At 50.6% G+C, this 13,097-nt stretch carries 11 protein-coding genes and 2 pseudogenes; 8 read left to right on the top strand and 5 right to left on the bottom strand.

The genetic code is table 11. The features are described 5' to 3' along the window. Positions 1–304: 304 nt before the first annotated feature. The 4 genes and pseudogenes from clbR to CKO_RS22160 form a co-directional block, all read left to right on the top strand. Positions 305–517 (top strand): colibactin biosynthesis LuxR family transcriptional regulator ClbR, encoded by a 213-nt coding sequence (gene clbR, locus CKO_RS03745; RefSeq protein ID WP_000357141.1) that lies wholly within the window; start codon positions 305–307, stop codon positions 515–517. Then, on the top strand, positions 518–1,252 hold the full coding sequence (clbA, locus tag CKO_RS03740; protein ID WP_001217110.1) for a colibactin biosynthesis phosphopantetheinyl transferase ClbA: 735 nt from the start codon (positions 518–520) through the stop codon (positions 1,250–1,252). Positions 1,253–1,397: 145 nt separating this feature from the next. Further along, positions 1,398–2,248: pseudogene (locus CKO_RS03730) on the top strand (IS3 family transposase). A 17-nt stretch (positions 2,249–2,265) separates the two neighbouring features. Next, positions 2,266–2,466, top strand: a pseudogene (locus CKO_RS22160) (IS3 family transposase); the annotation flags it as partial. A gap of 849 nt (positions 2,467–3,315) precedes the next feature. Here CKO_RS22160 and CKO_RS03720 read toward each other — a convergent pair. Genes CKO_RS03720 through CKO_RS03710 form a run of 3 tightly spaced genes read right to left on the bottom strand, consistent with a single transcriptional unit; the run spans position 3,316 to position 6,132 of the window. Continuing rightward, complete coding sequence (locus CKO_RS03720) at positions 3,316–4,326, bottom strand: FecCD family ABC transporter permease (RefSeq protein ID WP_012131823.1); 1,011 nt, start codon at positions 4,324–4,326, stop codon at positions 3,316–3,318. Then, positions 4,323–5,279, bottom strand: coding sequence for an ABC transporter substrate-binding protein (locus tag CKO_RS03715; RefSeq protein WP_024130219.1), 957 nt, complete (start codon positions 5,277–5,279; stop codon positions 4,323–4,325). Before CKO_RS03715 ends, CKO_RS03720 begins: the two co-directional genes overlap by 4 nt. A gap of 19 nt (positions 5,280–5,298) precedes the next feature. Further along, the gene (locus CKO_RS03710; RefSeq protein ID WP_012131821.1) at positions 5,299–6,132 is read right to left on the bottom strand and encodes an ABC transporter ATP-binding protein; all 834 of its coding nucleotides are present in this window, start codon (positions 6,130–6,132) and stop codon (positions 5,299–5,301) included. A gap of 228 nt (positions 6,133–6,360) precedes the next feature. Here CKO_RS03710 and shiA point away from each other — a divergent pair, with 228 nt between their 5' ends. The 4 genes from shiA (at position 6,361) to CKO_RS22150 (ending at position 11,745) form a co-directional block, all read left to right on the top strand. Next, positions 6,361–7,677, top strand: a complete 1,317-nt coding sequence (gene shiA / locus CKO_RS03705; protein WP_012131820.1) for a shikimate transporter — start codon at positions 6,361–6,363, stop codon at positions 7,675–7,677. Between the two features lie 117 nt (positions 7,678–7,794). Continuing rightward, on the top strand, positions 7,795–9,249 hold the full coding sequence (locus CKO_RS03700; RefSeq protein ID WP_012131819.1) for an AMP nucleosidase: 1,455 nt from the start codon (positions 7,795–7,797) through the stop codon (positions 9,247–9,249). A 15-nt stretch (positions 9,250–9,264) separates the two neighbouring features. After that, positions 9,265–11,043: an aminopeptidase P family protein gene (locus tag CKO_RS03695; protein ID WP_024130217.1), complete on the top strand. Its 1,779-nt coding sequence runs from the start codon at positions 9,265–9,267 to the stop codon at positions 11,041–11,043. A gap of 222 nt (positions 11,044–11,265) precedes the next feature. After that, positions 11,266–11,745 carry a hypothetical protein gene (locus CKO_RS22150; protein WP_012131816.1) on the top strand — a complete coding sequence of 160 codons (480 nt, stop codon included), beginning with the start codon at positions 11,266–11,268 and terminating at the stop codon, positions 11,743–11,745. A gap of 196 nt (positions 11,746–11,941) precedes the next feature. Here the strand turns inward: CKO_RS22150 and CKO_RS03690 are convergent, their stop codons facing one another. Together CKO_RS03690 and CKO_RS03685 are read right to left on the bottom strand one after the other, a co-directional pair. Next, positions 11,942–12,721: an SDR family oxidoreductase gene (locus CKO_RS03690; protein ID WP_012131815.1), complete on the bottom strand. Its 780-nt coding sequence runs from the start codon at positions 12,719–12,721 to the stop codon at positions 11,942–11,944. Then, positions 12,721–13,047 (bottom strand): nuclear transport factor 2 family protein, encoded by a 327-nt coding sequence (locus tag CKO_RS03685; RefSeq protein ID WP_012131814.1) that lies wholly within the window; start codon positions 13,045–13,047, stop codon positions 12,721–12,723. Before CKO_RS03685 ends, CKO_RS03690 begins: the two co-directional genes overlap by 1 nt. Positions 13,048–13,097 lie beyond the last annotated feature (50 nt).

Genomic DNA, 13,097 nt, shown 5'->3' with positions numbered 1-13,097 from the left:
AAATCCTTATATTCTGATTACATGTTTTTCTTCAATGAATTAGATTCTGTCTGTAAGCAAAAACATGTAAGTCATGCAGTACATACATGATGTAGCGGGTATGAATTGATACAGCCACCACATAGAAAATAATGCGTAATTCCCATTTACATAAAAACCGTTGTATCGTAAATTCCTCTTAAATACTGCCAAAACAACAGATACACAGATACACAGATACACAGATACACAGATACACAGATACACAGATACACAGATACACAGATACACAGATACACAGATACCATTCAGGATGGGGGGAAACATGGATAAGTTCAAAGAAAAAAACCCGTTATCTCTGCGTGAAAGACAAGTATTGCGCATGCTGGCACAAGGTGATGAGTACTCTCAAATATCACATAATCTTAACATATCAATAAACACAGTAAAGTTTCATGTGAAAAACATCAAACATAAAATACAAGCTCGGAATACGAATCACGCTATACACATTGCTAACAGGAATGAGATTATCTAAATGAGGATTGATATATTAATTGGACATACTAGTTTTTTTCATCAAACCAGTAGAGATAACTTCCTTCACTATCTCAATGAGGAAGAAATAAAACGCTATGATCAGTTTCATTTTGTGAGTGATAAAGAACTCTATATTTTAAGCCGTATCCTGCTCAAAACAGCACTAAAAAGATATCAACCTGATGTCTCATTACAATCATGGCAATTTAGTACGTGCAAATATGGCAAACCATTTATAGTTTTTCCTCAGTTGGCAAAAAAGATTTTTTTTAACCTTTCCCATACTATAGATACAGTAGCCGTTGCTATTAGTTCTCACTGCGAGCTTGGTGTCGATATTGAACAAATAAGAGATTTAGACAACTCTTATCTGAATATCAGTCAGCATTTTTTTACTCCACAGGAAGCTACTAACATAGTTTCACTTCCTCGTTATGAAGGTCAATTACTTTTTTGGAAAATGTGGACGCTCAAAGAAGCTTACATCAAATATCGAGGTAAAGGCCTATCTTTAGGACTGGATTGTATTGAATTTCATTTAACAAATAAAAAACTAACTTCAAAATATAGAGGTTCACCTGTTTATTTCTCTCAATGGAAAATATGTAACTCATTTCTCGCATTAGCCTCTCCACTCATCACCCCTAAAATAACTATTGAGCTATTTCCTATGCAGTCCCAACTTTATCACCACGACTATCAGCTAATTCATTCGTCAAATGGGCAGAATTGAATCGCCACGGATAATCTAGACACTTCTGAGCCGTCGATAATATTGATTTTCATATTCCGTCGGTGGTGTAAGTATCCCGCATAATCGTGCCATTCACATTTAGAGATCATCCGGCATAATCAATCTGCCAACGAAGGAGAGCGCTATGCGTAAAGCCCGTTTTACTGAGCATCAGATCATCGCCGTGATTAAGTCGGTTGAAGCCGGACGAACTGTTAAAGATGTCTGTCGCGAGGCCGGAATCTCTGAAGCCACCTATTACAACTGGAAGTCCAAATACGGCGGCATGGAGGCTTCTGATATTAAGAAAATCAAGGATCTTGAGGACGAGAACCGCCGTCTAAAACAAATGTTTGCCGACCTGAGTCTGGAGAACCGGGCGCTGAAAGACGTTATCGAAAAAAAGCTTTAAAACCAGCCTTTAAGCGTGAGCTGGTTACTCATCTGATAACGACGTTCGAACTCAGTATCCGTCAGGCCTGCCGGAGTCTGAACCTGAGCTGGTCTGTCGATTTTATGCATGATGCCCTGGTCTGTGGCCGTCGTTTTCGCATGTTCAATGTCGTTGATGATTTTAACCGTGAGGCATTGTCGATTGAAATCGATCTGAATCTGCCAGCTCAGCGAGTGGTCCGTGTACTCGACAGGATCGCGGCAAACCGTGGCTATCCGGCCATGCTTCGTCTGGATAACGGCCCGGAATTTATCTCCCTGGCACTGGCTGAATGGGCAGAGAAACATGCAATAAAACTGGAGTTTATCCAGCCGGGTAAGCCGACGCAGAACGCTTTCATTGAGCGCTTTAACCGGACATACCGAACAGAAATACTCGATTTTTATCTGTTCAGAACGCTGAATGAAGTACGGGAAATCACTGAAAAATGGTTATCAAAATATAACTGTGAACGCCCGCATGAATCGCTGAATAATATGACACCGGAGGAATACCGACAGCGCCATTATTTGGCCGGGATCTCAAAAAGTGTATGGAACTAAAATGGGTCTATTTACACTGCTGCTACGATAATGCCTGCGTGGAAAGCTTCTTTCATTCACTGAAAGTGGAATGTCTCCATGGAGAACACTTTATCAGCCGGGAAATAATGCGGGCAACGGTGTTTAATTATATCGAATGTGATTACAGTCGCTGGCGACGGCACAGTTGGTGTGGCGGTCTCACTCCGGAACAATTTGAAAACCAGAACCTCGCTTAGAGCAGTGTCCATATTACGAGGGTAGGATCAGTCGTTTCTTTCGCGGTAACTTTATATGATCGCTGTGTACCAGCATCGAGAGAAGAAATTCAGGATGTATTCAACACTGAGTTCACAAGCTCTGTAGCTATTAAGTCAGTATTATTTACGTTTACGATACATGTTATTATCGCAGGATCTTTATCTTGGTAGTGATACTGCGAGTGGATACACCCCCACTCAGTATCTTCTATAACTATGGCTTTTGGTTCTTCAGGCATCATACCTTCCATAACACGTTCTTGATGGATACGTAACTTGTAGTACTTCTCTGGAGATGAAGAAATTTCAACGAGTACAGATTGTAGATGTACGAAGCCTAGAAATTTAAAACACTCGGATTTTGTAGAGGATTTTAATGATAAAGTCCAGATAACAAACACGTTATTGGAACCATCACCATAATTTTTAGTGTCAATCTTATCTACCAGCTCCTCGTTGATTAACATAGACTGATTTAGCAACTTCCGCTTCACGCCCTGAGCGGACTGTTATCGCTCTTTAGACACAGTTCCACTAGGGGAGAGGATCAGCGCTTCCCACGTAGGGACACTATAGTAACTATCACCACATGCAGTAGGGAAGCTCAAACCAAATTTATGTAGCCAGCTCCTATTGGTGGTCATTCTGGTGGTCTTGACAGGAAGATAACTCTGGTTTAGCTTACTTATTAGCCACTTACTGGCAAAGGCGATCCCAGTCAGAGGAGCCAGATTTAGAAAAGCTCGCTTTTTAGCGGGCTTTTTGCTTTTCTGTACTCCGAACAACCACAATCAGGTATACGTTCCAGCCGCTTACCGTTTCTGGCCGTCATATTGACGACGTTCTGGCGAGCAACACAATAATAAACAAACCGCCAATACCCGCCGTAATAATGCCGACAGGCAGTTCCTGCGAGGTCAGCAACGTTCGGCTGACAATATCGCCGCCGCACAACAGCACAGCCCCCCAGACACCACAAAGAGGCAGTAAAAGCAGATGCTTAACGCCAGAAAAGTACCGACACAGATGTGGCACCATCAGCCCAACAAAGCCGATCACTCCCGTCAGTGCCACTAAGAAAGAGGTCGCCAGCGCGCAGCACAGGAAAATTTCCATCCGCAGGCGGCTGACGTTAATCCCCAGCGATAACGCCGTCTGCTCACCGGCCAGCATGCCATCCAGCGCACGCCATCGCAGCAGAATAAAAGCGCTCAGTAATATCAGGCTCAGTAAGGCGAAAGGCAGATTGCCCCAACTGGCTAATCCCAGGCCGCCCAGTGACCAGAACAGCACGGAACTGGCGGCACGTTGATCGCCAGAAAAAATGAAATAGCTGGTTAACGCGCCAAACAGAAAGGAGATAGCAAGCCCACTGATAATTAACTGCTCAGCCCCACGTTGCTTTTTGAAGTGGAACAGTAATATCACCGCCATAGCGGAGCAGATCCCACCAACAAATGCCGATACGGGGAGCGTCAGCGTGCCAAGCTGATTGCCGAATCGGGTAATGACCAGTACCGCGCCCGCCGATGCGCCCGATGACAGCCCAAATAAAAATGGATCGGCAAGATCATTACGTGTGGTGGTCTGCAACAACGCGCCCACTATCGCCAGTCCTGCCCCTGTAAGTACAGAGAGCAGCGTCCTCGGCACGCGTAAATCAATCACAATTCTGCTGACCATATCCGATACCGGCACATCTGCAATCCCTATCGCCCCCAGCACCTGCAACAGCGATAACGAAACAGCGCCTTTGGCAATACTGAGTAACATTAATCCTGCCAGTACCACCACCGCGCTCCACATCGCCCAGTAGTAACGGTACGAAGTGAAACTCATTGTGCAGCCGTCTGATACATGGCCCGCGCCAGTTTTTCTACTGCTTTGACATTCGCAGGGCCTGGCGTCAGTTCAGCATATTGCAGCTTCAGATAACGTTGGTGTTTCACCGCTGGCGTGAGTTTCATCAACGGGTGATTTTCCAGGAAGTGACGAAGCTCATCAGCCCCACTTCCCGTTTGATAATCCAGCAGAATGATAAAGTCCGGCTCAGTGGCAGCCACACTTTCCCAGGAAGTTGTGCCCCAACTGATATCCAGCGCCTCCATCGCATTTTTACCACCAGCCGCTTCGATAATGGCGTCAGGCATCGCATATTTCCCGCTGGTAAAAGGTTTATCCTCTCCCGAATCATAAACAAACACGCTTAATGGTCGGGTTCCTTTCGGCGGTTTGGGCAGCGCCTCCAGCGTCTTTTTCCAGCGATTAACCAGCGCCCGAGCGTCATCTTGCTTACCAAAAATCTTCCCCAGCGTCAGTACGTCATTATAAAGTAGATCCATACTGGCTTTACGCTTATGCGCGGCAGTAAAGACGCAACTTTCGCTCAGAACAAAAGTCTTGATGCCATATTTATTGAGTGAAGAAGGCGTCACTTCACCCCCTACTTTCATGCCATAATTCCAGCCTGCGAAAAAGAAATCTGGATTAACCGCCAGCAATGTTTCCAGAGAGGGATATTTCGGTGCCAGTTCAGGGATCGACCCCATTGCTTTTTTAAATTCCGGCGTCATTTTGTACCACCCGCTGATGCCGGTCAGACCGACGATACGATCCTGTAAATTCAGAGCGAACGCCATTTCAGACATATTAAGGTCATTAATAATCGCTCGCTTTGGCGGTTCCGTGAACGTCACGGGTGTTCCACAACTCTCTATGGTGACAGGAAAATCCGCAGCCTCTACTGCCGATACCGACAAAATAGCAACCATGCCTGCAAGCAATTTTTTCATCACAATCCTCAGATATTTATTATGCATAGCCAGGAACTTCAAAAATACGCAGCGCTTTCCCCGTATCAGGGTGTGGTACGGTAAAGCAGGTCAACCCAAAAACGGGATAAAGGTTTTCAGACACCAGCACACGCTCCGGTGTGTCGCAGAGCACCATTCTTCCCTGCGACAGAAGAAGAACGCGGTCAGCAAAAGATTCAATCAGCGACAGATCGTGCAATACCGCCACCACCGTTATCCCCTTGTTTTTCACCAACGAAAGCAGTTCCACCCGACCGGAGGGATCCAGATGGTTGGTTGGCTCATCAAGCAGCACCAGGCTCGGCATCTGAGCTAACACCCGCGCCAGCGCCGCCCGCTGCCTTTCTCCGCCAGAAAGCGCGGACAGCGACCGCTTTCGCAACGCCAGTAATCCCGTCTCTTTAATGGCCTTCGTCACGATGGCATCATGCCTGTCGCGTGGTGCATCCCGGGCGTGCGGGATACGCCCCAGCGCCACATAATCCTCAAGAGCCAGCCTCAGATCGGGCGTATCATTTTGCGCCAGAACGGCGATCTGCTTTGCCCGCTGCTGCCGCGACAGCGCCGAAACAGACTGGCCCAGTAGCTGAATATCGCCCTTCTGAAGGGGGAGTTCCTGGCTTATTGCCCTCAGTAAAGACGTTTTACCGCTGCCGTTAGGCCCAATAACGGCCAGGCATTTCCCTTCCTCAACCTCAAAGCGAATTGCACAAAGCAGTTCTCCGCCTCCGGGTCGCTGTAGCGACGCAATATTGACGCTTAGAGCACTCGCCGGGTTATCACTGGATGCGACGAATTGCACAATACTTAACCTCTTCCATGATCGAACCATTAATTGGATATGTTATATCATAACAATTAACGTTAACAACCCTGAGATACAAGGCGATTTCAACCGGGCTCCGTACTATTTTTCATCTTGCCCCCGCGTGACGGATAAAATCATTTTCTCTTTCCGTCTGTCGCGGTAGTCTCATAAAAGCCGTTAATATGTCGGCAGCAATATGAGTCATCATTTCTCCATACTAATAACTAAAAAAACAGCACAGACAGGATAACTATGGATTCCACCCTCACCTCCACGCGTCCCCAGGATGAGACGCCTTCGCTTAATCGCGCGCGCCGCGCCGCATTAGGAAGCTTCGCTGGCGCAGTCGTCGACTGGTACGATTTTCTGCTCTATGGCATCACCGCTGCCCTGGTGTTTAATCGTGAATTCTTCCCGCAAATCAGCCCGGCGATGGGTACACTCGCGGCGTTTGCCACCTTCGGCGTTGGCTTTCTGTTTCGCCCGCTGGGGGGTGTGATCTTCGGCCACTTCGGCGATCGTCTGGGCCGTAAGCGTATGCTGATGCTGACCGTATGGATGATGGGTATCGCTACCGCACTGATTGGCATCCTCCCTTCTTTCGCCACTATAGGCTGGTGGGCGCCGGTACTACTGGTGATATTACGGGCTGTTCAGGGTTTTGCCGTCGGTGGCGAATGGGGTGGCGCGGCATTGCTGTCGGTTGAAAGCGCGCCGGAGAACAAAAAAGCGTTTTACAGCAGCGGCGTTCAGGTGGGTTATGGCGTAGGGCTGCTGCTCTCGACCGGTCTGGTCTCGCTGATCAGCACGCTGACGACCGATGAACAGTTTCTGAGTTGGGGTTGGCGCATCCCATTCTTGTTCAGCATTATTCTGGTGCTTGGCGCCTTATGGGTGCGCAATGGCATGGAAGAGTCCGCCGAATTTGAACAGCAAAAACAGGAAACACCACCGGCGAAAAAACGCTTGCCGGTTATGGAGGCGTTGAGCCGCCACCCTGGCGCATTTCTGAAAATCATCGGCCTGCGCCTGTGCGAGCTGCTGACGATGTATATCGTCACCGCGTTCGCCCTGAACTACTCCACCCAAAATCTGGGTCTTCCGCGTGAGCTTTTTCTGAATATCGGTCTGCTGGTGGGGGGACTAAGCTGCCTGACGATCCCCTGCTTTGCCTGGCTTGCGGACCGCTTCGGTCGTCGGCGCGTCTATATTACAGGTGCCTTAATCGGTACGCTCAGCGCATTCCCGTTTTTTATGGCGCTTGAAGCCCAGTCAATCTTCTGGATTGTGTTCTTCTCCATCATGCTGGCCAATATTGCTCATGATATGGTGGTCTGCGTACAGCAGCCGATGTTTACCGGCATGTTCGGTGCAGGTTATCGCTACAGCGGTGCCGGAGTCGGTTATCAGGTCGCCAGCGTCGTGGGCGGCGGGTTCACTCCCTTTATCGCCGCCGCACTGGTCACCTTCTCCGATGGGAACTGGCACAGCGTTGCCATTTACCTGCTGGCAGGCTGCCTGATCTCTGCCGTTACGGCGCTGTTGATGAAAAATAAACCACACGTCTAATCCCTGTACGGGGGCCATCTGGCCTCCGTCTGTTCTTACGCAACGTCTGACTTTTGTTTCACATTCCTGTGACATACTATCGGGAGAGCAGTACACCTGTGGAACAAGGAGACAGACATGAATAATAAGGGCGCCGGCCTGACCCCGTCTCAGGCGCTGGATAAACTGGACGAACTCTACGAGCAATCGGTTCAGGCTCTGCGTAACGCAATTGGCAAGTATGTTGAAAACGGGGAACTTCCAGACATTACAGCCCGAAATAATGGCCTTTTTGTTTACCCATCGCTTTCCGTCTCCTGGAGCGGCAATGCGACGAATCCCCCCAAGACCCGCGCCTATGGCCGCTTTACCCATGCTGGCTGCTACACCACAACCATCACCCGTCCTGCGCTGTTTCGCCCTTACCTTGAAGAGCAATTAACGCTGCTGTATCAGGATTATGACGCGCATATTGCGGTTGAACCGTCCCATCATGAAATTCCGTATCCTTATGTCATTGACGGTTCCGAGCTGTCGCTTGACCGCTCCATGAGCGCCGGATTGACGCGCTTTTTCCCCACCACTGAACTGGCGCAGATTGGCGACGAGACCGCAGACGGTTTGTTCCACCCCGGTGAGTTTTATCCGCTCTCTCACTTCGACGCGCGCCGTGTCGATTTCTCGCTGGCGCGACTGCGTCACTACACGGGGACGCCAGTTGAACATTTTCAGCCCTTTGTTCTGTTTACCAACTACACCCGCTATGTAGACGAATTTGTGCGCTGGGGATGCAGCCAGATTCTGGACCCGGACAGTCCCTATATCGCACTTTCCTGTGCTGGCGGGATCTGGATCACCGCAGAAACCGAGGCTCCTGAAGAAGCCACCTCCGATCTGGCGTGGAAAAAACACCAGATGCCAGCCTGGCACCTGATTACGGCTGACGGCCAGGGGATTACGCTGGTGAATATTGGCGTCGGGCCGTCAAACGCCAAAACTATTTGCGATCACCTGGCGGTACTGCGCCCGGACGTCTGGCTGATGATTGGTCACTGCGGCGGCCTGCGTGAAAGTCAGGCGATTGGCGACTATGTGCTGGCGCACGCCTACTTACGTGACGATCATGTGCTCGATGCCGTACTGCCGCCCGATATTCCCATCCCCAGCATCGCAGAAGTTCAGCGCGCACTGTATGACGCCACAAAAATGGTGAGCGGCATGCCTGGCGAAGAGGTTAAGCAGCGGCTGCGTACCGGTACGGTCGTCACCACCGATGATCGTAACTGGGAGTTACGCTACTCTGCCTCCGCATTGCGTTTCAACCTGAGCCGCGCCGTCGCCATTGATATGGAAAGTGCCACAATTGCCGCCCAGGGCTATCGCTTCCGCGTACCTTACGGCACGCTATTGTGCGTCTCCGACAAACCGTTGCACGGTGAGATTAAACTTCCCGGCCAGGCTAACCGTTTTTATGAAGGTGCGATTTCGGAGCACCTGCAAATCGGCATCCGCGCCATTGATCTGTTACGCGCAGAAGGCGATCGCCTGCACTCACGTAAACTGCGCACATTCAACGAACCGCCGTTCCGTTAAGGCATGAAGGTGTCTATGAGCAACCCAACTCCCCTTTCCGCCCTGCGTAATCTCCTGATTGCGCAGGGGCTGGATGGCATGATCGTTCCTCGCGCCGATGCTCATCAAAGCGAGGACTGTACGCCACACGATAATAAACTGGCCTGGTTAACGGGCTTTAGCGGTTCTGCCGGACTGGCGTTAGTGCTTCGCGACCGCGCATTGCTGTTTGTGGATGGCCGCTACCAGGTTCAGGCCCGCGCCGAAGTCGATCGCAATGATTTTGAAATTCATCACCTGCATAACGAGCCGCTTGCGGAGTATTTGCAGGAACAGGTTGCCTCCGGCGCACGTATTGCCTTCGAACCTCTGCTGATGGTCAACAGCCAGTTTGAGACACTCTCAGCCACCCACTGCGAACTGGTGGCGTTAGACAGCGATCCGTTCGACGTTGTATGGCAAAACCGCCCCGCCGCCCCCTGCGGCATCATCCGGGAAATGCCCGTTGAAATCAGCGGTGAACGCAGCACGCAGAAACGCGCGCGCATTCTCGACGAACTGGCAAAACAGCAGGCGGATTACCTGCCGATCACCCTGCCGGATAATATCGCCTGGATGCTGAACGTGCGCGGCAGCGACCTCAACATGGTGCCTGTTCCTTTCTCGTTTGCGTTATTGCACCGCACGGGCGAACTGGAATGGTTCGTTGATGAAAAGAAAACTCAGCAGTTACCTGCAAGTTTGCTCAGCACGCTGACCATTTCCCCGCCGGGTGAGTTCCTTGCACGCTGTCAGCAACGCGCGGCCGGGAAGCGTTTCCTGGTTGATAAAGATTTCGCCCCGGTCGCCCTGCGCTTCGTCATTGAGCAGCATGGCGGTGACGTCATCTGGTCAGCAGATCCGATTACGCTGATGAAAGCGCACAAGAACGAAACCGAGCTGGCAGGATACCGCGAATGCCATGAGCAGGACGGCGCCGCCTGGGTTAATTTCCTCGCCTGGCTGGCGCACGAAGTGCCGCTGCGTGAAGCCGCAGGCAATCCGATAACGGAGCTGGAAGCCCAGGAAAAACAGCGGGCTTATCGCCAGCAACAACCGGGATTTCTTGAGCAGAGCTTTAACACCATTTCTGCATCGGCAGGCAATGCCGCCATGTGCCACTATCATTCAAGCGAGAAAACAAACGCGCCAGTCACAACCCAGGAGATGTACCTGAACGATTCGGGCGGTCAATATCAGAACGGTACGACAGACACGACCCGTACCCTCGCATTTGGGCCGCAGGAGCCGCAGCGTCGGTTACACTACACCGCTGTGTTGAAGGGCTTTTTGTCGCTGATTACCCTGCAATTCCCCAGCGGAACTCAGGGACACCAGCTTGACGCCTTTACCCGCCGGGCGCTTTGGGATCTTGGTCTGGATTACGATCACGGAGCGGGACACGGCGTAGGTCATCAGCTATTGATTCATGAGCAACCGCACCGTATCGCCAAAAAAGTGAACCCCTGGCCGCTGGTGGCAGGCAACATCATTACGATAGAGCCGGGCTATTACCTCGCCGGACAATACGGTATCCGCATTGAAAATCAGGTCGAAATTGTCGAAAGCCGCCCTGGTTTCTGCAAATTCGCCACACTGACGCTGGTGCCGATCGACTTAAGTCTCGTGGAATTGCATCTGCTTAGCGAGGCAGAAAAACTGTGGATTGATGAGTACCATCAGCAGGTAAGAGAAACATTATCCCCTCGCGTAGAAAGCAACGCCCGCCCGTGGCTGTTCGCCGCCACTGCTCCCATACGGGTGCGCGCAAATTAACCCTGTATGCTGAAAACCAAAAACCCGCTAAAAGTGGGCTTTTTGGGTAGAGGGGCGGGTTTGTGCCAAGAGTGGACTTTTTGGTAGTTGTCAGTGGGAAGGTATTTCAGCAGAATGAGACTGCCTTTAAGCATGACCATTTTTTATGCAGTCACAAACTATTGAATCTAGCTCCGGCAGGGGTTACTGACTCACAGAATAAAGGATGCACGAGATCGAGCTATGCGTACTCATCAACTGAATAAGTCCCGTAAACTGTATCGCAGCGTCAACACGACTACGCGGCACCATTCTAATAATCCAGGTGCAGAGTATCGCTGGGAACGCAATCGTAAAAAAGCCGGAGATGAGCTACTGGTAAAGCGCGAGACAATGCATGGCAGACAGAATCGTGGCCGAGACTACACCCCATTGTTTTATTTTCTGATCAAGCAGATTGGCAAACCGTGGGATGAAATATTCAGCGAAGTATGTGGACGTCTTGATACCACCGAGCCTGTATTCTGGTTGGTCGCGCTACATGAGCATCAGCGAAGGGATTTAGTCTGCATTGGCGAAAGCAGTTTTTATCCGGGTTTGTTTGTTGATGAGAATGGAATTCTGCAACAGGTAAACCCTTCAATTACGAGAAAGGACGTTAAAGTGACTTGCCGCTGCTGTACACACACTTATATTGGTGAACCTGTACCCTGGATAGATTGAGTGACAACACCTCCTATCCTGCTACGGGTGCGGCCGTCATCAGCAATGAGAGCGATTGCAAACTTCCGTTTCTCGCTCATAGCAGACTATTCACTTACATCAGACTGTTTTGCGTCAAAACGGACGCTACGATTAACCATTTTCTGCCTCTGGCGATCTTAATCGGCTCATAATTCGGGCCGATTAAGATACATGATTACACCGTCGGGATGGTGCCGCCATCTATCACATATTCGGTGCCGGTGATGGCGGCAGCATGAGACGACGCGAGGAAAGCAATGAGCTTCGCCACCTCAATGGGCTTTGACGGACGACCAAGAGGAATACCCCCGAGTGCATTCATGATGATTTGCTTACCGCCTTCGTAATCCGTTCCCGCCTGCTTCGCCAGTCGCTCTGCCATCGCTACCGAAGCTTCGGTTTCGATCCAGCCGGGCGCAACACGAACCACACGAACCCCCTTCGGGGATACCTCTTTCGACAGGCTCTTGCTGTACGCCGACAGCGCAGCTTTTGCCGCCGCATAACCGGTGGTCGATTCCGGTAACGGCAGTTCACGCTGGATAGAGGTGACGTGAATGATAACCCCGCTGCCCTGCGCCAGCATCCCTGGCAGCAGCGCACGATCTAAGCGTACCGCTGGCAGCAGATTAAGGTTGAGTTCCTGCTGCCACTCCGTTTCGCCCAGTGCTGCAAAGCCACCACCAGGTGAGATAGAACCGCCCGCAACATGGATGATGACGTCGACACCGCCCAGATGCTTCTGAACGGCTTCAGCTACTGAAGCACACCCGTTGACCGTGGTCAGGTCCGCCGCCACGAAGACGTCAGCGATACATTCTGTGGACGTATGACGCGCGGTGGCTAACACCCTGGCACCCAGTTGCTTTAATAATCCAACGACCGCGTTGCCGACGCCTTTGGTGCCGGCAGTAACCAGTATGCGTTTGTCCTGAAAATCAAGATCTAACGACATCAGATAATCTCCAGTGTGTTGATCTTGTCGCCGACCAGGTCGAAAGCATGTTTAAGCACTATCGGGCTGCCAGGAAAATTACCGACAACGTTTGAGGTGACTGTCACCCGGTGACCTTCGGTGAGGAACTGAACCGGCTCAACGCTGTAGTCAAACGCGGCCTGTGCGGCACGTTGCCATGCCTCGATCGCTGCGTGTCCCTTATGCGTTTTACCTTCGTCTGTCACGACAGCATCGGCAGTAAAACAGTGCTTAACGTTGGCAATATCTGCTCCGTTGCTGATCGCGAAATAGTCAGAAATAGCGTGCGGTAGGGCTAATGACATGGCGCTTTACTCCCGTTGTTTACAGTACAGGAATTTTCAACATAGACTGT

The sequence above is a fragment of the Citrobacter koseri ATCC BAA-895 genome, assembly GCF_000018045.1.
GTDB classification, from domain to species: Bacteria; Pseudomonadota; Gammaproteobacteria; order Enterobacterales; family Enterobacteriaceae; genus Citrobacter_B; species Citrobacter_B koseri.
The sequence above is the reverse complement of the archived record's forward strand: the minus strand, read 5'-3'. Positions and strand labels throughout refer to the sequence as shown.